The 23,147-nt window shown below is 59.1% G+C and carries 19 protein-coding genes; 10 read left to right on the top strand and 9 right to left on the bottom strand.

What is annotated here, in order from left to right; genetic code table 11:
- Positions 1–65: 65 nt before the first annotated feature.
- The 5 genes from CKW19_RS15600 to CKW19_RS15580 form a co-directional block, all read right to left on the bottom strand.
- Positions 66–566 (bottom strand): CS1 type fimbrial major subunit, encoded by a 501-nt coding sequence (locus CKW19_RS15600; protein ID WP_095058644.1) that lies wholly within the window; start codon positions 564–566, stop codon positions 66–68.
- A gap of 34 nt (positions 567–600) precedes the next feature.
- Entirely contained in the window at positions 601–1,344 is a 744-nt protein-coding gene (locus tag CKW19_RS15595; protein ID WP_095058643.1) for a pilus assembly protein, read from the bottom strand.
- 37 nt (positions 1,345–1,381) lie between these two features.
- Entirely contained in the window at positions 1,382–2,608 is a 1,227-nt protein-coding gene (locus tag CKW19_RS15590; RefSeq protein WP_095058642.1) for a hypothetical protein, read from the bottom strand.
- 3 nt (positions 2,609–2,611) lie between these two features.
- On the bottom strand, positions 2,612–5,134 hold the full coding sequence (locus CKW19_RS15585) for a CS1-pili formation C-terminal domain-containing protein (protein WP_095058641.1): 2,523 nt from the start codon (positions 5,132–5,134) through the stop codon (positions 2,612–2,614).
- Between the two features lie 81 nt (positions 5,135–5,215).
- Complete coding sequence (locus tag CKW19_RS15580; RefSeq protein WP_159953396.1) at positions 5,216–5,707, bottom strand: CS1 type fimbrial major subunit; 492 nt, start codon at positions 5,705–5,707, stop codon at positions 5,216–5,218.
- Between the two features lie 514 nt (positions 5,708–6,221).
- Between CKW19_RS15580 and CKW19_RS15575 the strand changes: the two genes are divergently transcribed.
- A complete protein-coding gene (locus CKW19_RS15575; protein WP_095058639.1) occupies positions 6,222–6,797 on the top strand; it encodes a PadR family transcriptional regulator in 576 nt (191 codons plus the stop codon).
- Positions 6,794–7,576 (top strand): siderophore-interacting protein, encoded by a 783-nt coding sequence (locus CKW19_RS15570; RefSeq protein WP_095058638.1) that lies wholly within the window; start codon positions 6,794–6,796, stop codon positions 7,574–7,576. Before CKW19_RS15575 ends, CKW19_RS15570 begins: the two co-directional genes overlap by 4 nt.
- A 100-nt stretch (positions 7,577–7,676) precedes the next feature.
- On the opposite strand, the gene CKW19_RS15565 is transcribed toward CKW19_RS15570, so the two are convergent.
- Together CKW19_RS15565 and CKW19_RS15560 are read right to left on the bottom strand one after the other, a co-directional pair.
- On the bottom strand, positions 7,677–8,318 hold the full coding sequence (locus CKW19_RS15565; RefSeq protein WP_095058637.1) for a Pr6Pr family membrane protein: 642 nt from the start codon (positions 8,316–8,318) through the stop codon (positions 7,677–7,679).
- A gap of 2 nt (positions 8,319–8,320) precedes the next feature.
- A complete protein-coding gene (locus CKW19_RS15560; RefSeq protein WP_007975135.1) occupies positions 8,321–8,551 on the bottom strand; it encodes a VF530 family DNA-binding protein in 231 nt (76 codons plus the stop codon).
- 317 nt (positions 8,552–8,868) lie between these two features.
- Here CKW19_RS15560 and CKW19_RS15555 point away from each other — a divergent pair, with 317 nt between their 5' ends.
- The 7 genes from CKW19_RS15555 to cmoB all read left to right on the top strand — a co-directional run bounded on the left by CKW19_RS15555 (position 8,869) and on the right by cmoB (position 18,701).
- Positions 8,869–10,251, top strand: coding sequence for a carbohydrate porin (locus CKW19_RS15555; RefSeq protein ID WP_095058636.1), 1,383 nt, complete (start codon positions 8,869–8,871; stop codon positions 10,249–10,251).
- Positions 10,252–10,464: 213 nt separating this feature from the next.
- Positions 10,465–12,873, top strand: coding sequence for a glucose/quinate/shikimate family membrane-bound PQQ-dependent dehydrogenase (locus CKW19_RS15550; RefSeq protein ID WP_095058635.1), 2,409 nt, complete (start codon positions 10,465–10,467; stop codon positions 12,871–12,873).
- A 296-nt stretch (positions 12,874–13,169) separates the two neighbouring features.
- Positions 13,170–15,587, top strand: coding sequence for an endopeptidase La (gene lon / locus CKW19_RS15545; protein ID WP_095058634.1), 2,418 nt, complete (start codon positions 13,170–13,172; stop codon positions 15,585–15,587).
- Between the two features lie 217 nt (positions 15,588–15,804).
- Positions 15,805–16,197, top strand: coding sequence for a protease inhibitor I42 family protein (locus CKW19_RS15540; RefSeq protein ID WP_095058633.1), 393 nt, complete (start codon positions 15,805–15,807; stop codon positions 16,195–16,197).
- A 2-nt stretch (positions 16,198–16,199) separates the two neighbouring features.
- A complete protein-coding gene (locus tag CKW19_RS15535; RefSeq protein WP_095058632.1) occupies positions 16,200–16,841 on the top strand; it encodes a lysoplasmalogenase in 642 nt (213 codons plus the stop codon).
- A gap of 163 nt (positions 16,842–17,004) precedes the next feature.
- Positions 17,005–17,748 (top strand): carboxy-S-adenosyl-L-methionine synthase CmoA, encoded by a 744-nt coding sequence (gene cmoA, locus CKW19_RS15530; RefSeq protein ID WP_095058631.1) that lies wholly within the window; start codon positions 17,005–17,007, stop codon positions 17,746–17,748.
- Positions 17,745–18,701, top strand: coding sequence for a tRNA 5-methoxyuridine(34)/uridine 5-oxyacetic acid(34) synthase CmoB (gene cmoB / locus CKW19_RS15525; protein WP_095058630.1), 957 nt, complete (start codon positions 17,745–17,747; stop codon positions 18,699–18,701). Before cmoA ends, cmoB begins: the two co-directional genes overlap by 4 nt.
- A 113-nt stretch (positions 18,702–18,814) precedes the next feature.
- Here the strand turns inward: cmoB and tadA are convergent, their stop codons facing one another.
- Both tadA and CKW19_RS15515 read right to left on the bottom strand, forming a co-directional pair.
- Positions 18,815–19,312: a tRNA adenosine(34) deaminase TadA gene (tadA, locus tag CKW19_RS15520; protein WP_095058629.1), complete on the bottom strand. Its 498-nt coding sequence runs from the start codon at positions 19,310–19,312 to the stop codon at positions 18,815–18,817.
- Entirely contained in the window at positions 19,312–20,688 is a 1,377-nt protein-coding gene (locus tag CKW19_RS15515) for a multicopper oxidase family protein (protein ID WP_095058628.1), read from the bottom strand. Before CKW19_RS15515 ends, tadA begins: the two co-directional genes overlap by 1 nt.
- A gap of 350 nt (positions 20,689–21,038) precedes the next feature.
- Here CKW19_RS15515 and CKW19_RS15510 point away from each other — a divergent pair, with 350 nt between their 5' ends.
- A complete protein-coding gene (locus CKW19_RS15510) occupies positions 21,039–23,111 on the top strand; it encodes a TerD family protein (RefSeq protein WP_095058627.1) in 2,073 nt (690 codons plus the stop codon).
- Positions 23,112–23,147: the final 36 nt, after the last annotated feature.

Genomic DNA, 23,147 nt, shown 5'->3' with positions numbered 1-23,147 from the left:
CAAACGCTGACACCCTGATGGCCCAGGCTTTCAGGGTGTCTGCTTGAATGACCTTTTGTCACGTGTCAGGCACCCGGCGCTTTGGCGTTGAACAACAACACCACATTGCCGGTGTACTCTCCTGCTTTGAAACCGTTCGCCGGTTTCAGCGTTTCGATTTGCAGCAACACACGTTTGCCCGCCGCCGCTTCGGCGGCCGAGACCACTTCGCGGGGGATGACATCCGTGCTGACCGGCACGCCGTTGAACGTTACGCGCAACTGGATGTTTTGAGTCGGCCAGCCGTTCGACAGATACGGCGTGGTTTCGAGCCGCGCTTCAATGGCGCTGGTGTCATGTCGCACGTCGAAGTATTTCGCCAGCGTGTTGAAATTCCCGGCGAAGTGACTCCACCTCATCTCCTGTGGCAGATGAATCCAGCCTGGCTCGGTCGGCGTGATGTAAAAGGCACGGCTCGGGATGGTCACCGACACATCGAACGTGTGCGATTCGCGCGCCCCCCAGGCAAAAGGCCCCGCCATCAAGGTCGCTGTCATCAGTGCGATGACGGCACAGTGTCTGATCATGTTCGTTACCCACTGCTGTATTGAAAGAACCGGTTTATCGGCTCGCGATTCTCAAGGTTTTCTTATCGGCGCCCTCGACCAGGGTGAACTGATATTCACGGCCCTTGCTTTTGTCGAAACCAAACGTCTTGCCCGCCATGACGTGGTGTTTGGTGGTCGCCTCGCAGTCCGTCTCGACGGCCAACGAACAATTTTTGAATTCATCCACCACCACCACGGTGTTGCCATTGTTGCGCAGCTCATAGCGGCGCTCGGTTTCTTTGATGGTGGTGTCGAAACGAGCATTAGTGGGTCGCACAAAAAAGATCGTGCCGAAACCGGTCATGACATTGAGACCGGCCGAGAGCGCTTCCTTGTAGTCTTCGCGCTCCTCGTTGGTGACCACAAAGGCGTCTTCCTTCTCCGGTATCACGGGTATGAAGCGCACTCGAAAATAGCGCTCACGATCACGCACGCCCATGAACAACAGACGCGTACCCTGCACACCCTGAGCCGGAACGATCAACCGCGCCGGACTGGCCATGAGGCCATTGCGCGAGGCTCCATCGGCAGAGGTTTCAACCGGAATTTCCCGAGATTTGCCGTCGGCGTCATAAACGATTTCCAGCACGTTGACCTTGACGAACGCGGTGGCATCGCCACTGTTGAATACCCGTTTCAGATAGGTACTTTTATCGCCATCCAGGTAGTCGTACACCGCGCCGACATTGATCTGCGGCCCCGCATTGGCAGTGACGCACAGCAGGCTGAATGCCCACAGTAAAAACAGACGGATCATCGTGTTCAACCTCATAAAAAATACCTGCCCCGGATACTTACATCGAATCCCAAATGATGTTGATGGTGCCCCTCAAGGTGTCAGTAAACCCTGGACGCAGCAGCGCATCGATGTCGGACTTGTCCATTTCAAAACGCAACTTGCCCGGTTTTCGATCGATGTAGCGCGATGTTTCGTAGGGTGAACCAATGGACCACTTCCCGTGGTACAGCCGCTCATCGCGCACCGCCGCTCCGTTTCGATTGACGATCCCGTCAGGCATTGTCAGGAACACCTGGACGTTGGCCTCACTGCCTTTTTCACCGCGCAACTTGCACTGGGAGTTGCCGGGAAAACCGTCACAGTTCATCCAGACACTGAACATTGAAGTCGTCGAGATGAGAAACTCCTGTTCGCGGTAGATTCTCGAGGGCTTGCGTCCGCCGTCGATCCATTGCTGCCAACCGCCTTCAGGCTCAAGCGCAACTTTGTCTGCACCCGCGGGCAAATCGACTTTCAAGGTGTGCTGAACATCCAGAACAAAATCGAAGGTCAAATTTTGATCATCAGCGACCATCAGATGCCCGAAATCGAAATCCCTGAGGGAGCCGACCGTATAAGCTGCCGATCCGGTGTACTGACCGTTCATCATGCCCAGGGGGTTTGGGGTTCGCAGTTGATAGGCAAAATCGAGGGTGTCGAAAGACAGTAACGGTATGTTGTATTCGGCTGTTTTGGTGCAGGGGCCTTCGACAGGTGTGCGCCAGAAAAACCGGTACCTCGTAGCGCTATAGCCCCCGGCCCCGCCTTCCAGACAAGGGGGGGGAGCGAAAACCCAACTACTTGCCCCGCCGCCCCAAAGCCAATGGTGCCCGTCGCGTACTGATGGTGCGCCAGTCAGTTCATCGACCGGGCTGCTCAGAACATACTCGGAGCCTATGCCGACAAACCGTATCTCGACTGTTTCGGCCTGCCCTGTAATCTTGTGGAAAACCGTCGCCTGATGCCAATAGGCCGGTACTTTGATCGAAATCATGTCCCGCGGACGTATTTCTCGGTTCGATCTGAAACTCATGGGTACCCGAATACTGAACATGTTGTATTGAGCACAATCCGCCGGATTGGTCGCGCAATAGCCGCTGACGGGCGTTGTGTTCACAAATTCGTTTTTGCTCGGACGAGTAGGGTCTTGTGCAAACTTCGCCGTAATCGTTTGATTCACCGCCATGGCCGACGGAGTCGCCAACGCCAGCAACAATCCCAGCCAACAGGTTGTTCGTTTCATTTTTCAGCCCGCCTTCTGGTCGGTGGAAGTGACGTCAGCCAGGGTGTCTGGCGTGCAGCGCAGATCCCCGATCATCAACACGTTGTTTTCGCTGCGATGGCGATCCGCGTCGAGGCGAAACTGGCACAGCAACTGGTTGCCCTGGCGCACTTCCAGCGTCGGCGTACCGGCATGCATCTCCATCGAGAAGAAACCGTCGACCTCCGTTACCCCCCGACTGGCGTGGTTGATCACGTGATGCCCTTTGAGCGGCTGTCCCTGGCCGTCGACCAGCCGGCCGAGCACCGTCAGGGTTTTCATGACGGTCACCTTGCGATATTCAATGCCGCCCTTGTTCAGGTGATAGCGCGTTCGCGGCGGGTTTATCGCGGCAGCCGGCGCATGATTGCCCTCGAAATCGAAGCCCACCGAACTGTTCTGGTAAGCGGTGATGGGGATGAAGTTGCGTCCCGGCTTGAGCAACGCGCTGCCGCCACTGAAATCATCGGCACGCAGCACAACGTCATCGACATCCGATTCCACGTCGACAATCAACCCGGCACCGCGCAAGTCGCCTTGACTGGTCAGCATCATTTTCTGAGCGCCGATGGCCAATGTACTGTCCACGTTCAACCCTCCCGTGAAATTGCCGTTGTAAGAGGAACGCTGGATAAAACCATCGCCAGTGATCGCATCAGTACCGAAGCTTCCAAAACCGGACATGCCCAAACCGTAGGTATCGCTCAGAGCAGTCACCGAAACGCTTTGCAGAACGTGGTCCTTGAGATCCTTGCGCCAGCCCAGCGAAGCATTGTTATCGCGCCCCCCCTCAATGGCGGTGCGGGAACCGATGCTGCCGGTGATCTGCTGACCCGGTCCGCCGAGTGCCAGGTTGATGCTCAGATCGACCCCGCGATTGCGCTCATCGCCACTGCTGTAACTGCCGGGCCGATCGAACAGCGACAACCGCCAGTTGGCATCGCTGCCAAACAGCACCGTGCGCTGGTTCCAGCCCAGGTCCACACCGACACCTTCGGTGTTGCCCTCGCTGTGGGAGACCCGGGCATTGATCGAGCTTTTGCTGTTGAGCCGATGGTTGAGGGCCAGGGACGAATTACTGGTCTCGCCGACAAACACGTTGCGTTGTTTCACCCGAGTGCCGTCCGGCAGGGTGTCGTAGAGGCTGGTGGTGTCCAGCCAACTGCGGTTGTGGCTGATGACCAGACTGCCCGAGTCATAGTTGTAGAGGCTTTGCACATCCAGGCCGGTGCCGTGGTCCTGCGTCTGATAGACGTTGGCGTACAGACTCAGGCGATCGGCCAGGGTCCAGTCGACGGAGCTGCCGTATTGCAGCTTGTCGCGAATCTGCCGCGTCGACAGCCCGAGAATGACCCGCGGGTGCATCAGGTAATTGACCGACGCCCCGGCGGTGGCACTGCCGCTTTCCTGCTGATCCCAGTTGCTGAGCAGTTTGCTTTCCTGCCCGGCAAACAGGTTGTAGCGCCAGCGCTCGTCGAGGTTGCGCCAGTTGTTGGGCTTGTACACCAACTCCAGGCTGGTGGAAGTGATCTGCCCGTCCTCGATCAGACGCACTTCGACTTCGTAGATGCCGCCGGGTAATGGCCGGGTGTCGAGGGTCTGTAACCCTGCCGGCACCGACTGGGTATTGATCAACAGGCCGTCACGGTAGATTTCAACCGAACCTTGGCGATTAGCCGTCACATAGATCGGGTAAACACTCGGTTTGGGACTGTTGATTGCCAGACTGTCGGAGCTGCCGTACATCAAACCGACCGCCGTGTCAGGGCTGCTGCCGAACGTGCGGGGCTGGCGGGTCAAACCTTCGGAACTGGGCGTGAAATAGCCCAACCGCAGGAAACTGCCTTGCAGTTCTCGCTGGGTATAAAGCTCCTGGACAGCATGGTAGAACTTGTCGTCCGGACCACCGAGGCGCGCCACTTGCAGATTGAGCGCCTGGCTCCAGTTACCCAGACTGGCGCTGGCTTCAAGGCCAAAACGTCCGCCAAGGTCTTGATCCTGACCGCCGTTGAGATTGAGTTGATTGCGCACCATCAGGCCAGTGCTGCCACCCAGGGGCTGGTCATGGAAACGCTTGGCCTCGAGATCACGCTCGGCGTTTTCGCTGAGGATCGATACCAGCGAGTTTTCCAGGTTGTAGTGCACCGCCAGCATCTGATTCGGGCATGAGCCAGCGCAATTGCCCAGCGGTACTCCTTGTTTGAGATATCCCGCCCACTTTTCGCGCTCGAGGGCGCCATAGCGGTTTTCGCTGGTATCGGTAAATTCAAGTAGCGAAATACGGTCGTCTCGGGACAACACCACCATGGCTTCGCCCAGGGGTTGTTGATCGAGTTCCACACGTACCGCCAAAGGCACATCAAAAAAGTGCTCCTCGAAATCGGCCGGCAAACCCTTGGCCTGGGCCAACAGACTCCGCGGTGTCGTTGCAGCGGAATCGGGTGCCGCGAGTGCACTGGCACAAAACAACAGCGCAAGCGCGGCCGCGATGGGTGTCATCGGGAACATGAAAACGTTCTCTGGTTTCGAACTCGGTAAAAACCATCGGGGCAATCCACGCGGCTTGCCCCGACGAATCACATGGGAAAATTAGAGCGAAGTAATTTCTGGTTCAAAGAGCATTTTCACATCACCACTGTAATCACCTGACGCCACCGGCCCAGCGACTTTAGTTGTGATATTCAGCAGGGCACGAAAATTATCGTTAGAATCCGCCTCATTGACAATTTCCTCCGAATTCAAAGTCATTTCTTTATTGTTTACCGTGACTTTCAACAGAACTTGCTTGTTGCTGTTCATGGCGTAGAGCACGGGCGAACTGATCAGCTTTCCAACAATTTTGGCCCCCGTAGCACGCATGTCGAAGTGACCGTTGATATCTTTCAATGCGCCATCTTCCGATTGTGGGCTCATGTCCTGAATCTGGTCGGTCAACCCTGGGCTCGGTCTCACGTAGAAAGAGGTCGTTGGTACTTTGGCGATAATGTTGATGGTCTGGCGGGATTCATCGGCACCGAAGGCCATGGAAGAACCCAGCGCCAGGATTGCCAGTGGCGCGGCGAATGCGATTTTCTTGAACATCATTTAAGTACCTGTCTTTTTAAAAGGATCGATTCATTGAACGTTCAAGATTGGCATCAAGTGTCACGAGCACGTGATGACAACGTTGAACTTTCAATGCCGGCAATGATCCGGCATTCCTTCTTGAAAGTAAGCAGGCAAGTTCCGACAACCACGTAGCCCAAGAACGATCTACTCGGCAGGAAGAATTCTGAAATAACGGAAAAGTCACTGTTTAGCTGTAAGAGAGAGACTACAAACCCAATAACAAACGACGCATCTAAAACACAATGTCACAGCAACTTCTGTAAGACCAATACCACACACCCAACAAACAATAGTGCAAAACTCGCAATTAGAGAGTTAACACTAATTTCTAGTTATTTACTCTAATTAAAAATTGTTCGCTTTCGTAGATTTCAGGGCTCAGCCCTCATCGCGTTGACCTGCTTGACACCCACCGTTGGTCAGAAGCCCTTGCTCTCTCGCAAAGATATATCTTAAGTTGTATCTAAACACGACGAGAGAAGACGAAATGAGAGACCATCATTCCCCCCACCGCGAACACGGCGACGGCCGCGACGGCTTCGAGAAACGCCCCGGCCGCGAGCGCGGTGGTCGCGGTCCACGAGTATTTGCCCCCGGCGATTTGAAGCTGCTGCTGCTGGCCTTGATCGCCGAACAACCGTGCCACGGCTACGACCTGATCCGCCAGATCGAAAGCCTGTTCGACGGCGCCTACAGCCCAAGCCCCGGTGTGATTTACCCGACCCTGACGTTCCTCGAAGAAAGCGAGTTGATCCAGGGCGACGCCGAAGGCGGAAAAAAACGCTACACAATTACCGACGCCGGACGTCTTTCCTTGCAGGACCAAGCCGTTGCGCTGGATGGCGTGCGCATGCGCATCGAGGTGAGCAAACGTTCGTTGCGCGGGCATGATCGACCGCCGGAAATTCATGAGGCGGTGCACAACCTGCGCCACGCATTACAGCTACATCACGGACGCTGGAGCCCGGAAGAAATCCTGCGGGTGCGCGACCTGCTCAACAACACGGCCAAAGCCATTGTCGACGGCCCCGCCGTTCAACCCGTTCAGGAGCAAGCTGAATGACTGAAGTGAGCCAAACCATTCACCGCGTCATGCACGAAATCAAACGCCGTCGCCTGGAAGTGCTGCGGGTGGTTGACCTGACGCCGCGCATGCGTCGCATCACCCTGGGCGGACCAGAGCTTGCGGGCTTCGTCAGCCTGGGCACCGATGATCACGTCAAACTGATGTTCCCGCAGAACGCCGAGCAAGCCGCCGCGCTGGAGACATTGGTCCTGGGGGCAGGCAAGGACAACGGCCCGATGCCGGAAATGCGCGACTACACCCCGCGGCGCTATGACCTGAATACGCTGGAGCTGGACATCGATTTCGTCCTGCACGGCGACGGCCCTGCGTCGACCTGGGCGGAACAGGCGAAACCGGGGCAGTTCCTGTACATCGGCGGGCCTCGGGGTTCGATGATCGTGCCGGATATCTTCGACAGCTATTTGCTGATCGGCGACGAAACCGCCCTCCCCGCCATCGCCCGGCGTCTCGAAGGCCTGGCAGCCAATCGACGTGCATTGGTAATCATCGAAGTGGAGAACGGCAAGGAACAGCAAGTGCTGCAAAGTGCTGCCGAGGTCAATGTGATCTGGGTGCTGCGCGAAGGTGGGCAAGACCATTTGCTGACCACCGTGCGCCAGATGCAGGTGCCCGCTGGCAGTCTGTATGCCTGGGTGGCGACGGAGAGCAAAGTCTCGCGGCAGATTCGTCGGGTGTTGCTGGATGAGCATGGACTGGACGATCAGTACGTCAAAGCCGTTGGCTACTGGAAGCTGGATAGCAGCGACGCGGAGTAGCAACCTGTAGCAGCGAGCATGCTCGCGAAAAACCTGAGAACGCCGCGGGGTGCCAGGCTCGAAGCGTTATCGTTGACGTCCATCGCGAGCAGGCTCGCTCCTACAAAGAGCGGGCGCGCCAGCGATCCAAACCGATCACCACCAACCCAATCACCACAAACCCCACCATCAACCCGCCGGCATTCACAAACACCTGTGGATAACCCAACTTATCCACATCGATGAACGGATAGGGATAAACCGCCAGCAAATGCCCGCGCCACATCGAATAGGCGAAGTACACCAGCGGATAAATCAACCACACCGAAATATGCCAGACACGCAAAGTGCCCTTGGGCACGTAGCACCACCAATAGCCCAGAAACAGCAGCGGCATCACGTCATGCAACAACTCATCGGCCAGCCATTGCCAACCTTCGGGATGCCACAAGTGGCGTAGTAGCACGTTGTAGGTGAGGCTCACCACCGCGATGCTCACCGCAATCGCACTGCTGACCCAGGGTTGCAAAAACCAGCGCCGTGCCGCCGAATCGCGGGACGTGAGTTCACAGGTCAACACCGTCGCCACCAGGGTATTGCTCAGCACCGTGAAGTAGCTGAAGAAGCTGACCAGACCACCGATCAGACTCGCGTCCAGCGTCCAGCGCGAGTGGAAGATCAGGTACATCTGAATGCTCAATCCCACCCAGCCAAGCACGGCCGCCACCGCCACAAAACGACGCCGCACCGACGGATTGACCATGTTCAGAGTGGACGCTTGGTGCGCATCAGCTTCACGTACAGACGCTCGACTTTCTCCCGCGCCCACGGCGTTTTGCGCAGGAACGTCAGGCTCGACTTAATGCTCGGGTCACTCTTGAAGCAGCGAATATCGATGCGCTCGGCCAGCCCCGACCACTCGTAATGTTCAACCAGCGCATTGAGGATCTGTTCCAGCGTCACGCCATGCAGCGGGTCAATGTTGTGTTCGGTCATGCCGGGCCTTCGAGCAGTGTGAGGATTGGGAAGTCGCGCACCTTACGTCAAATGTAGGTGAAACGGAAAAGATCGCAGTCTCGTTTCACTCGACAGCTTCTACATTGGAATGCGTTCACCTGTTGGAGCTGTCGAGTGAAACGAGGCTGCGATCTTTTCCCGCTGACTGTTACCAAATCCGAAACGCTCCATGTCAGCAAAAGCCCTTTCTCTATTTGTAACAGAACATTATCCTTGCGCCCGCCTTAGCTGAAACGCTTCATCCATCAACTGCACTTCCCGATTACTTCCAGAAAAAGATCAAGAATCTCTTCCCTATGCCTTACGTAAAAAGCTTGCGAGACAGCGCTGTCTTACCATCTGTTGCCCATCGAAACGTCATGAATCTGCTCAGTGGGTTCACCGCGCTTGGCGTCGCCACTTGTGCACAAGCGGCGCCGGCCTTCGACAGCGACTCGCCGTGGATGCTCGGCGACTGGAACGGCACTCGCACAGAACTCGCGGAAAAAGGCTACGACTTCAAAGTCGATTACACCGGCGAAATGGGCAGCAACCTGCATGGCGGCTACGACGACGATCGCACTGCGCGCTACAGCGACCAGTTTGCCTTGGGGACCCACCTGGACTTGCAGAAAATCCTCGGCTGGAACGACGCCGAATTTCAGCTGACCATCACCGAACGCAGCGGCAACAACATCAGCAACGACCGCATCAACGATCCGCGTGTCGGCGGCTTCACGTCCGCCCAGGAAGTCTGGGGGCGCGGCCAGACCTGGCGTTTGACACAGATGTGGTATCAGCAGAAGTTCCTCGATCAAACGCTCGACATCAAGGTCGGCCGTTTTGGCGAAGGCGAAGATTTCAACAGCTTCCCTTGCGACTTCCAGAACCTGGCGTTCTGCGGCTCCCAGGTCGGCAACTGGGCGGGCAGCATCTGGTACAACTGGCCGGTCAGCCAGTGGGCGATGCGGGTCAAATATCACCTGACGCCGGAGCTGTACGCGCAAGTCGGCGTGTATGAGCAAAACCCGTCGAACCTTGATCGCGACAACGGGTTCAAGCTCAGTGGCAGCGGCACCCAGGGCGCGATCCTGCCGGTGGAGCTGGTGTGGACGCCGAAGCTCAATGGTCTGTCGGGCGAGTACCGCGCCGGCTATTACTACAGCAACGCCGACGCCACCGATGTCTACAAAGACAGCAACGGCCAGCCTGCCGCCCTGAGTGGCGAGGCCTACCGCAGCGCATCGAGCAAGCACGGCATGTGGCTCGGCATCCAGCAGCAAATCACCAGCCTCGCCAGCGACCATTCGCGCGGTCTGAGCGTATTCGCCAACGGCACGATGCACGACAAAAAGACCAACGCCATCGACAACTATGTCCAGGCCGGCGTCGTCTACAAAGGTGTGTTCGACGCACGCGCCAAGGACGACATCGGCTTCGCCATGGCCCGCGTCCACGTCAACCCGGCTTATCGCAAGAACGCTGAGGCGACCAACCAGGCCCGCGCCGTCTACGACTATGACGATCCGTCCTACCTGCCACCCCAAGACACCGAATACAGCGCCGAGCTGTATTACGGCGTGCACGTCACAAACTGGCTGACCGTGCGCCCGAACCTGCAATACATCCGCCATCCCGGTGGCGTGAACGAGGTCGATGACGCGCTGATCGGCGGGATCAAGATCCAGTCCTCGTTCTAAAAAACACCAAAAACCCTGTAGGAGCCGGCTTGCCGGCGATGGCGGTGTATCAGTCGACACACATGCCCGCTGGCACACCGCCATCGCCGGCAAGCCAGCTCCTACAAGGGATTGCGTCAACCCAATCGGTTTTATCTGAACCATGCCCCAGCAAGATCGTCATCTACAGTGAACTTGCGCGGGACTCTTTGAAACATCACGGAGAATCACACTATGAGCACAGATAGTGCCTTGAGTCGAAGCCGTCTATTGCCGACCCTGCTCGGCATTTTGCTTCTGCTGATGGGCCTGGCCATGCTGGCCGGCGGGATCAAGCTGAGCATGCTCGGCGGCTCGCTGTATTACCTGCTGGCCGGTATCGGCCTGGCACTGACCGGCGCGTTGTTGATCGCCGCTCGCCGCGCAGCGCTGGGCCTGTACGCACTGGTGCTGTTCGCCAGTACCGTGTGGGCATTGTGGGAAGTCGGCCTCGACTGGTGGCAACTGGTGCCGCGTCTGTCGCTGCTGTTCGGGCTGGGCATCGTCATGTTGCTGCCGTGGTTCCGCCGTCCGCTGCTGGTCAGCGGCGGCGCACCGATGGGCACGGGCGCACTGAGCGTCGCCGTAGTGCTCGCGGGCGCGACGGCACTGGCCAGCCAGTTCACCAACCCCGGTGAAATCAAAGGCCAACTGGACCGCGACAGCGTGCCGGGCATGACCAACACCGCCCCGGCCATGCCCGACGGCGACTGGAACTCCTACGGCCGTAGCGCCCACGGCGACCGTTACTCGCCGCTGGCGCAGATCACGCCGCAGAACGCCCACAAACTGGTCGAAGCCTGGTCTTATCGCACCGGCGACCTGCCAGGGCCGAACGACCCGGGCGAAACTACCGCCGAAAACACCCCGCTGAAAGTCAACGGCATGCTCTACGTGTGCACGCCGCACAGCCAGGTGATTGCACTGGACCCGGACACTGGCAAGGAAATCTGGCGTTTCGATCCGAAGCTCTCCACGCAGAACGCGGCGAACTTCAAGGGTTGGGCGCACATGACCTGCCGTGGCGTGACCTATCACGATGACGCCGTGTATGCCTCCGAGCAGAGCCCGACCGGTTCGGCCAGCCCGGCCCCGGCCAACGCTTGCCCGCGCCGCATCTTCCTGCCGACCGCCGACACCCGTCTGATTGCCCTCAACGCCGACACCGGCAAGATGTGCGAAGACTTCGGCGACAAGGGCCAGGTCGACCTGCGCGCCAACATCGGCGGCTTCACGGCCGGCGGTTACTACTCCACTTCGCCACCCGCAGTCACCAAGGACCTGGTGGTGATCGGCGGTCACGTCACCGACAACGTCTCCACCGACGAGCCAAGCGGCGTGATCCGCGCGTTCGACGTGCACACCGGCAAACTGGTGTGGAATTGGGACAGCGGCAACCCGGACGACACCACGCCGATTGCCGAAGGTGAGGTCTACACCCGCAACTCGCCGAACATGTGGTCCATGTTCGCCGTCGATGAAAAACTCGGCATGCTTTACCTGCCGATGGGCAACCAGACCCCGGACCAGTTCGGTGGTGATCGCACCCCTGAATCTGAACTGCACGCAGCCGGCCTGACTGCCCTGGACATCGCCACCGGTCAAGTGCGCTGGCACTTCCAGTTCACTCACCATGACCTGTGGGACATGGACGTCGGCGGCCAGCCAACCCTGATGGACCTGAAAACCGCTGACGGCGTCAAACAAGCGGTATTGGCATCGACCAAGCAAGGCAGCATCTACGTGCTGGACCGCAGCACCGGCCAGGCCATCGTGCCGATCAATGAAGTGCCGGTGCCGCAGGGCGCAGTGGAAGGCGACCACACCTCGCCGACCCAACCGAAGTCCGACCTCAACCTGATGCCGCCGCCGCTGCAAGAGCGCGACATGTGGGGCGTTACACCGTTCGACCAACTGATCTGCCGGATCGACTTCAAATCCATGCGCTACGACGGCCCGTTCACACCGCCATCGCTGCAGGGTTCGATTGTGTATCCGGGTAACTTCGGTGTGTTCGACTGGGGCGGTATCTCGGTTGACCCGGTGCGTCAGATCGCATTCGTGAACCCGAGCTACATGGCGTTCAAATCGAAAATGATCCCGGCCGCTGAAATCGCCGCCCAAGGCCCGCGCAAAAGCGAAACCGAAGGCGTGCAGCCGAACAAAGGCGCGCCATACGGCGTAGTCCTTGAAGCGTTGCTGTCGCCAATGGGCCTGCCATGCCAGGCGCCAGCGTGGGGTTACGTGGCAGCGGTCGACCTGACCACCCAGCAGATTATCTGGAAGCACAAGAACGGCACCGTGCGCGACAGCTCGCCGGTTCCGATTCCGTTGAGCATGGGTGTGCCAAGCCTGGGCGGCACCTTCACCACCGCCGGTGGCGTCGGTTTCCTCAGCGGCACCCTCGACCAGTACCTGCGTGCCTACGATGTGAAAAACGGCAAGCAGCTGTGGGAAGGCCGCCTGCCGGCCGGCGCGCAAACCACGCCGATGACCTACACCGGCAAGGACGGCAAGCAATACGTGCTCGTCGTCGCCGGCGGCCACGGTTCGCTGGGCACCAAGCAGGGTGACTATGTGATTGCGTACAAACTGTCCGAGTAAGATTTAGCGACAGAAAAACCAAAGGCGACGCCCTCACAGGCGTCGCCTTTTTTTGATCGTGTGAAAAACACTGTAGGAGCCGGCTTGCTGGCGATGGCGTGTCAGGCGACATCACCGCAGCTGACACACCTTCGCCAGCAAGCCGGCTCCTACAGATGAATTCATCTGTCACAGTTTCCAGCCAACCTGTCTGTGCGCTGAACACACAGCCAAAACACCTGCTTGCACAAATTGACCGTTGAAACCACCGCCAACCTGCCCCATCTAAGACCCATACCCATTGCGCAGGTGCCCCCATGAGCGACCAGCAAGAATTCCCCGAAGAGCCGAGCGAATACGCCGATCCAGAGAACGCCGAACACCACACCACCGGCAAAGGCCTCGCCCTGCCTGGCCAAAACCTGCCGGATAAGGTCTACATCATCCCGATCCACAATCGCCCGTTCTTCCCGGCCCAGGTGCTGCCGGTCATCGTCAATGAAGATCCGTGGGCCGAGACGCTGGATCTGGTGGCCAACTCCGAACACCACACCCTGGCCCTGTTCTACATGGACACGACCCAGGAAGACCCGCGCCATTTCGACACCTCGGCCCTGCCGCTGTACGGCACGCTGGTCAAGGTGCACCACGCCAGCCGCGAAAACGGCAAACTGCAGTTCGTCGCCCAGGGCCTGACCCGCGTCCGCCTCAAGACCTGGCTCAAACACCATCGCCCGCCGTACCTGGTGGAAGTCGAATACCCGCACCAGCCGAGCGAGCCGACCGACGAGGTCAAGGCCTACGGCATGGCGTTGATCAATGCGATCAAGGAACTGCTGCCGCTCAACCCGCTGTACAGCGAAGAGCTGAAGAACTACCTCAACCGCTTCAGCCCCAACGATCCATCGCCGCTGACCGACTTCGCCGCGGCCCTGACCTCGGCCACCGGCAGCGAGCTGCAGGAAGTGCTCGACTGCGTGCCGATGCTCAAGCGCATGGAGAAAGTCCTGCCGATGCTGCGCAAGGAAGTCGAAGTCGCGCGTCTGCAAAAAGAGATTTCCGCCGAAGTGAACCGCAAGATCGGCGAGCATCAGCGTGAGTTCTTCCTCAAGGAACAGCTCAAGGTCATTCAGCAGGAACTGGGCCTGACCAAGGACGACCGCAGCGCCGACATCGAACAGTTCGAACAGCGGCTGGTCGGCAAAGTCTTGTCACCCCAGGCACAGAAGCGCATCGAAGAGGAAATGAACAAGCTGTCGATCCTCGAGACCGGCTCGCCGGAGTATGCGGTCACGCGCAACTACCTCGACTGGGCGACCTCGGTGCCGTGGGGCGTTTTCGGCGAGGACAAACTCGACCTCAAGCACGCCCGCAAGGTGCTGGACAAACACCATGCCGGCCTCGACGACATCAAGGACCGCATCCTCGAATTCCTCGCGGTCGGTGCCTATAAAGGCGAGATCAGCGGATCCATCGTTTTGCTGGTGGGGCCACCGGGCGTGGGCAAGACCAGCGTCGGCAAATCCATCGCCGAATCCCTCGGTCGGCCGTTCTATCGCTTCAGCCTCGGCGGCATGCGTGACGAAGCCGAGATCAAGGGCCACCGCCGCACCTACATCGGCGCGCAACCGGGCAAACTGGTGCAGGCGCTCAAAGACGTCGAAGTGATGAACCCGGTGATCATGCTCGACGAGATCGACAAGATGGGCCAGAGCTACCAGGGCGACCCGGCCTCGGCCTTGCTGGAAACCCTCGACCCGGAACAGAACGTGGAATTCCTCGACCACTATCTGGATCTGCGGATGGACCTGTCGAAAGTGCTGTTCATCTGCACCGCCAACACCCTGGACTCGATCCCCAGTCCGTTGCTCGACCGGATGGAAGTAATTCGCCTGTCCGGTTACATCACCGAAGAAAAAGTCGCCATCGCCAAGCGTCATCTGTGGCCCAAGCAGCTTGAGAAAGCGGGCGTGTCCAAAGGCAGCCTGAGCATCAGCGACAACGCCCTGAAGGCGTTGGTCGACGGATATGCCCGTGAAGCCGGCGTACGTCAGCTGGAGAAAAACCTCGGCAAACTGGTGCGTAAAGCGGTGATGAAACTGCTCGACGATCCAAAGGCCGTGATCAAGCTCGGCACCAAGGACCTCGAAACGTCCCTCGGAAAACCGGTGTTCCGTAACGAGCAAGTGCTGTCGGGAGTCGGCGTGATCACCGGTCTGGCCTGGACCAGCATGGGCGGCGCGACCTTGCCGATTGAAGCGACACGGATTCACACCCTCAACCGTGGTTTCAAACTCACCGGGCAATTGGGCGATGTGATGAAAGAATCGGCGGAAATCGCCTACAGCTACGTCAGCTCGCACCTGAAGATGTTCGGCGGCGATGCGAAGTTCTTCGATGAGGCTTTCGTGCACTTGCATGTGCCGGAAGGTGCGACGCCCAAAGATGGCCCGAGCGCCGGCGTGACCATGGCCAGTGCCCTGCTGTCGCTGGCCCGCAACCAGCCGCCGAAAAAAGGCGTGGCGATGACCGGCGAACTGACTTTGACCGGGCATGTACTGCCGATTGGTGGCGTGCGCGAGAAGGTCATTGCGGCGCGGCGGCAGAAGATTTTCGAACTGATCTTGCCTGAGGCCAACCGCGGGAGCTTCGAAGAGCTGCCGGAGTATTTGAAAGAAGGCATCACGGTACATTTCGCCAAGCGGTTTGCGGATGTGGCGAAGGTGCTTTTCTGATGTTTCTGTAGTGCCTGCATTACCGCCATCGCGAGCAAGCTTGCTCCTACAGTGATTGGGGGTGCTCACAGATTATGTGTCCACCGCAAAACCCTGTAGGAGCCTGGCTTGCCAGCGATGGCGTCGGCACTGACAACGCCGACTTCCCTGACTGTCACAATTTGTCTCAACTCGGTTATGCTCGCCGTTCGTCGTGAACGCCGGAGCCACTGACCTTATGTCCCCCACTCGCCTGTTGATCCCCCTCGCCCTCGCCTTGCTGGCCGGATGCGCCACGCAACCTGCACAGAACGTGACCGTGGAAAAACAAAGCGAATGCCCGGTGCAGCTCAGCAACGGACAAAACCTGATCCTGACCCTGCCGAGCAACCCCACCACAGGTTACCGCTGGGCCGTCCAGGATTCAGCCGGTGGCGTATTGCACGCATTAGGTCCAGAGGTTTACCGAAATCCGGAGGATGCCGGCGTCGTGGGCGCGGCAGGTGTGTCGACCTGGCGCTTCCAGGCCTTTGCTCCCGGCAACGGGCGCCTGCGCCTGACCTCGCAACAGCCTTGGGCGCCGGAAGTGTTGCCGGTGGAAACCTTCGACTGCGCGATCTCGGTTAACTGACCGTGGGCTGGCTGATTCTGGCGCTGATGGGCGCGGTGACCTTTCTCTACGGCCTAAGCGTCCATGCCTCTTTGCTGTGCCTGCTGGTCAAGCCGCTGCCGGTGCTGGCCCTTCTCGGCTGGCTACACGACGCGCCACCCAGCGATTACCGGCGCTGGATCAGTCTCGGATTGATTTTCTCCCTGCTCGGCGATGTGCTGCTGGCGTGGCCCGGGGATTTGTTTGTGTTCGGCCTCGGGGCGTTTCTGGTCGCGCATCTGGCTTATCTGAAAGCCTACTTGAGCGACTGTCGGCGTCTGGCGCTGTTGCCGCTGATCATCGCCCTCGGCGTTGGCGCGGTGTTGTTGGGGATTCTGATTTCCCACGGGCTTGGGCCATTGCTGGTGCCGGTGATTGTCTATGGCCTGGCGATCAGCGCCATGCTTTGGCGCGCACTGGCCCGGCTCGGGACCGAGGTGCCCAAACGTTCGGCGCTGTTGGCGGCAGCAGGCGCGGTGGCGTTTGTGTTTTCCGATAGCGTGATTGGCATCAGTCGTTTCGTGGTGCCGTTTGATGCCGCGCCTTACGTGATCATCCTCAGCTACTGGCTTGGCCAATGGGGGATCACTGCTTCGGCTTTCAGCCAAAAAACGCACTCAGCATAAAAAAGATCGCAGCCTGCGGCAGCTCCTACGGGGATCGGGTTTCCAATGTAGGAGCTGCCGCAGGCTGCGATCTTTTGATTTTGCGCTTTATCAGACAACCCGCGCATCCCTGCGCCAACTTGGCTAAAATGCCGGCCTTTTCACCGATACCGCCGGAACCGCCGTGAGCAAAGAATCCGATCGCCTTTTCGCCCAGCCTTTGACCCAGGTGCCTGACTTCGCCTTCAACGAGGACGTGGTGCGGGTGTTCCCGGACATGATCAAGCGCTCGGTGCCCGGTTATCCGACCATTGTGGAAAACCTCGGCGTGCTCGCCGCGCAATTCGCCCAGCCCAATAGCGTGCTCTACGACCTCGGCTCGTCCCTTGGCGCCGTGACCCAGGCCCTGCGCCGTCATGTGCGCACCGACGGTTGCCGCGTCATCGCTGTGGATAACTCCGCCGCCATGGTCGAGCGCTGCCGCGAATACCTCAACGGTCAGGATTCGATGTTCCAGGAGTTGCTGCCGGTCGAAGTGATCGAAGGCGATATCCTCGCCCTGCAATTCCAGCCAGCCTCGGTGGTGGCGCTGAACTTCACCCTGCAATTCATTGCCCCGGATCAGCGCACGGCGTTGCTGTCGCGTATCCGCCAGTCACTGTTGCCCGGCGGTGCATTGATCCTCTCGGAAAAACTGCGCTTCGAAGACGAGCAGGAGCACGCGCTGCTCACCGACCTGCACATCGCCTTCAAACGCGCCAACGGCTACAGCGAACTGGAAATTGCCCAGAAGCGCAGTGCCATCGAAAACGTCATGAAGCCCGACAGCCTCGAAGAACACCGCGAACGCCTGCTGGCCGCCGGGTTCTCGAAAGTCGTGCCGTGGTTCCAGTGTCTTAACTTTGCCTCGTTGATTGCCTTGCCATGATTGATCTGTCCCCCCTCGCCCGCCGTCTGGCAGGCACGCCGCTGGCCGAATGGGCCAACACCCTGCAAGCACAACTCGACAAGAAAATGGAGAAGGGTCACGGCGACCTGGAGCGCTGGCAGAGTGCGCTGGATGCCTTGCCGAAAATCCAGCCGAGCGAAGTCGATTTGCTCAACGGCTTGAAGCTCGACACCGATTGCGACGATGAAACCCGTGCACAAATGCGCACGGCGTTGATGGGCCTGTCGCCTTGGCGCAAGGGGCCGTTCGACCTGTTCGGCGTGCACGTCGACACCGAATGGCGTTCGGACTGGAAGTGGTCGCGGGTCGCTCCGCACCTGGATCTGAAAGGCAAACGCATCCTCGATGTCGGCTGCGGCAACGGCTATTACATGTGGCGCATGCTCGGCGCCGGCGCCGACAGCGTGATCGGCGTCGATCCGAACTGGCTGTTCTTCTGCCAGTTCCAGGCGGTGCAGCGTTACCTGTCAGAGCCGAATGCCTGGCACCTGCCCTTCCCGTTCGAAGACCTGCCGCCGAACCTCGAAGGCTTCGACACGGTGTTTTCCATGGGCGTGTTCTACCACCGCCGTTCGCCCATCGAGCATTTGCTGGCGCTGAAGGATTGCCTGGTCAAGGGTGGTGAACTGGTGCTGGAAACCCTGGTGATCGAAGGCGACCAACAGCAGGTGCTGGTGCCGGAGGACCGATACGCGCAAATGCGCAACGTGTGGTTCTTGCCGTCAGTTCCGGCGCTGGAACTGTGGCTGCGCCGCGCCGGGTTCACCGATGTGAAATGTGTGGACGTCAGCACCACCACAATCGAGGAACAGCGCGGCACGGAGTGGATGAAGTATCAGTCGTTGAGCGACTTCCTTGATCCCGAGGATCACAGCAAGACCGTTGAAGGATTGCCGGCGCCGATGCGGGCGGTGATTGTCGCGAAGAAATGATCCACAAACACCTGTAGGAGCTGGCTTGCCAGCGATATCGGTGGTTCAGTCGACATCGCGGTTGTGTGTGCCGACGCTATCGCTGGCAAGCCAGCTCCTACAGAGGGCGGTGTTTAGTCTGCAGGTTTTGCGCGGCGGGCCTTGAAGAACTCGCTCAACACCGCCCCGCACTCCTCCGCCAACACCCCGCCCTCATACAACACCCGGTGATTCAAAAAGCCCTGGGTGAAAAACTGCCCCTGGCTCTGCACAATCCCCGCTTTCGGCTCCAGCGCGCCGTACACCACCCGCGCAATCCGCGAATGCACGATCAGCCCCGCACACATGCTGCACGGCTCCAGCGTGACGTAGAGCGTGCTGCCCGGCAGACGATAGTTGCTCACGGTCTGAGCCGCATTGCGGATCGCAACCATCTCGGCGTGGGCGCTAGGGTCGTTGCCACTGATCGGGCAGTTGAAGCCGCGACCGATGATCTCACCGTCCTGCACCAGCACCGCGCCCACCGGCACTTCACCGAGAGCGGCGCCTTCAGCGGCCAATGCCAACGCTTCGCGCATGAAATCACGATCACGACTGCGATCAATGATCGCGGCGGGACGAATCTGACGCATCACGCCACCTCGATGGCGGCCATCAGGCCGGTTTCCATGTGATCGATCACATGGCAATGGAACATCCAAACTCCCGGATTATCCGCCACCAGCGCCACTTGAGCGCGCTCGTTCTTGCCCAGCAGATAGGTGTCAGTGAAATACGGAATGACCTTGTGCCGGTTCGAGGCGATCACTTTGAAACTCATGCCGTGCAAGTGAATCGGGTGCTGATACTGAGTCATGTTCTTCAATTCGAAAATGTAGCTCTTGCCCTTTTCGAGCTTGGCAATCGGGCGGTCGGCGCAGGTCTTGTCCGTGATGTCCCAGGCCTTGCCATTGATCTGCCACAGGCTGGGCGGCTTGCCGTTGTCGACGTTGACCGACACCGAGCCGACCCATTCGAAATTGAAGTTGAGTTTCTCGGCGTTGGCCAGGTCCGGCTCGGCGATCGGGTTGGCCGGCAGTGCCGGTGGCCACTCGGTCGGCGCGTCGGTATTGGCCACCGAACGGAACGTGCCCAAGCGCACCGGGCCGTTACGCAACGACAACTCTTCACCGGCCGGCGGGGCCTTGATTGCCAGGCAAATGCGCATGCCGGGACCCAGCCAGTATTCCTTGCCCAGTGGGCGCGGCTCGATGGGATTGCCGTCCAGCGCGTAGATCTGCGCTTCGACGCCGGGAATATTCAGGCGATAGGTCAGCGTGTTATCGAGATTGAGCAAGCGCACGCGGGTGACCTGTCCGGCCGGCAATTCGATCACCGCTTGTGGCACGCCGTTGATCGTCGACAGCCGCCCCGCCGTACCGCCACGGGCGGCTTCACGGGGAATGCTGAACGCGACGAAGTTACCCACATCGTCGACATGCCAGCTCTTGAGACTCAAGGTTTTTTCGTACCTGAAACCGGTCGGCTCGCGCTCTTCGATGATCAGCGGCCCCACCAGCCCCCGGCCAAGTTCTTCGCTGCTGTTCACATGCGGGTGGTACCAATAACTGCCGGCATCCGGCACGCGAAACTTGTAGTCGAAGTATTCACCCGGCAATACCGGCAGCTGCGACACATAAGGCACACCGTCCATCTCCAGCGGCAGGCGGATGCCGTGCCAGTGAATGGTGGTCGCGACCGGCAGATGATTGATGAAGCGCACCCGCAGCCATTCACCCTGGCGCACACGCAATTCGGTGCCCGGTGCCGATGGGCCGAAGGCCCAGGCCGGCGTCTTATGCCCGGCCACCAGTTCGACGTCCAGCGGTGCCGCGATCAGTTCGTAATCGTGACCCGCCTCGGCGTCAGCCATCTTGCCCAGCCAGTAGCGCGACGCGCCCCCAGCACCGACACCAACGACAACAAGACCGGCCAGGCCACCGAGGATTTGGCGACGGGTAAACGACATGAACTCAACTACCTCACGTATCAGCAACAGGCCCGGAGGGCCGCAAAAGGCAAATACGATACACCTGCAACTGCGAAACAGTAAGGAATCCTGGATGAAAAAACGCAGGCACTTTGCTTGCCCGGCATGGTGAAGCAGCTTGTTACTGTTGCGATGTACAGCAACCTGACAAACAGGAACAGCCTCCCGTAGAATCCCTTCGTGGCTATGGAACACCTTCCTTCTAAACCTCCTATGACCTAGGGGTTCCGCTCTCCACACCGCGCCTGCTTCTTGCAGGCGTTTTTATATCGGCTGTAGACACGATGCTGCAGCTCGTTCACGACGGAGGCCAAGGGAGAAAATCAAGGATGAATCAGGAGCTGTTCCTGCGTCGCCGTACCAAAGTTCACGTCCCGATGGGCACTGGCGGTGCCACGCCCGCTCAGGTCGCGTCGGCTGTCCGGGAAGTCGCTGCATTCCGATGTGTACTATCAGAGCCTCTGATTGAGCAAATCGGCATGTTGTCAGCGACAGAACTCAAGCACTGGCTGCGCGACATTGTCGGAGTGCTTCGGCGGGAGACTGGCGCTCATGTGCACCACCGGCCGTTTTATCCTGACTTTCCGGAGCAAGTTCTGACGGCCTCAGAGGCGCAGTTGTACCTGAACGCCGTCATCCACTGCCTCACGCTTTGGCGTTTACCACCGACTGGACACTCTCGACCTGCATTGCTTGAAGGCAACTTCATTTCCCGCGTTATCGAACCGGGAAGCGTCTTTGAGTTCGAGTCACTGCTCGAGCCGCTGGTTTCATCGCGTACCTCGCTCTCCGAAGAGGAGGCTGCCGATGTCGTCTGGTTTATTCGAGAGTACAAAAGCGATGTGTTCCGTCTGCTGCCTGAGACCATCCCATTTCGGGAGATCCGTGCACGGGTTGGCGGCGCACTGATCCTGCATGTCGCCAGTGACGCACGGGTGGACGCATTCCTGGAGCGAAACGTCGAAACGGCGACTGACGTGCTACGGCTGGCGGTCGCGCTGAATGGAGGAGACGTGTCGCTGACGACAACTTCGACACGTTTCACCGCGATGAAGCGCTCAATGCGCCGTCTGCTGTTGCGCCTGCTCGAGCACATACCCAACGCTGTAGAAGACGTGATGCGCCATGCTGAGCGCTGGAAACGTCTGGCTGAAGTACTGCATCCGGGCGACTACGCCGATAAGTACCCACGAGCGCTAGCCGCCATCACGGCAGCGCGTCGCAACGAAGCGCCAGCCTCATTTGGATCACGTGTCGAAACATTGCTTGCCCAGCGTCACATCGCCACGCTTGTGCCAATACTTCAGAGCCGTCCTGGTGAGTTCGCACGACGGCTGGACGCGACCCTGCGGCGCGCGACGGAACCAGAGTCGGTTCTCGACGCGTTCGAGGCTGTAGCGACACAAGTGTCGTCACCTGTCCTGCTGCAGTTGCTGGCCCAAGTACGCTCTCCGCGCCCCCTGCCCCTGCGGGCCTTCACACCGAAAGGTTCATTCGCCAAAATCTATGGCATCAAGGATCGACGCGAACCGCTCACACCCGACGTGTTGGCTCGTGCAGCCCGAATCTGTGAAGACGCTCTCGTCAAGCGTTTTGCGTCGCTGCCGCCACTAGGCCGCTGTTTCATCGATCCAGCATTACGCGAATACCGGGTGCCGCTGGCGCAGCGTGCCTCATCGAAATCGCTACGTACGCTGGTGCGGGGCAGTCGGTTGCCTATACCTGACACACGTTTCATTCGTCTGTTCCTGTGGTGGAAAAATGGCTGTGAACGCACGGACATCGACTTGTCCGCCGCATTTTTCGACGCCAACTTCGTGTTCACACAAACGGTCGCGTACTACAACCTGAAGGGTTTCGGTGGCTACCACAGCGGCGACATCGTCGACGCGCCCGACGGGGCTTCGGAGTTCATCGACCTCGACCTTAATGTCCTCGTCAAGAAAGGTATCCGCTACGTCGTCACGTCTATCAACTCATACACCGAGCAGCCGTACTGCGATCTTCCAGAATGCTTCGCTGGCTGGATGGCCCGCGCCGACGCAGCATCGGGTGAAGTATTCGAGCCGCGCTCCGTGTTCGACCGTATCGATATCGCATCCGACACACAGATCTGCCTGCCATTTGTTATGGACTTGCAGGAACGACGCGTGATCTGGGCCGATCTGGGGCTGACTTCATCTCCCCGGTGGAACAATGTCGAGAACAACCTCAGTGGGATATCGTTGATGCTGCGGGCTTTGGTGCATACACCACGGCCTGATTTGGAAACTCTGTTCGACTTACATGTTCGAGCACGGGGGGAACGAGTGGCTTCGCCGCAGCAGGCACAGGCGGTGTTTGCGCCTGATCAAGGGATAACGCCGTTCGATACGGATTTGATTCGATCACAGTTTCTCTAAAAACTACGCCAGCCTTTGCCATCCACCGAAAACGAC

Source organism: Pseudomonas sp. Irchel s3f7, from assembly GCF_900187615.1.
Lineage (GTDB): Bacteria > Pseudomonadota > Gammaproteobacteria > Pseudomonadales > Pseudomonadaceae > Aquipseudomonas.
Note: the sequence above shows the minus strand (reverse complement) of the source record. Positions and strands in the feature narration are given on the sequence as shown.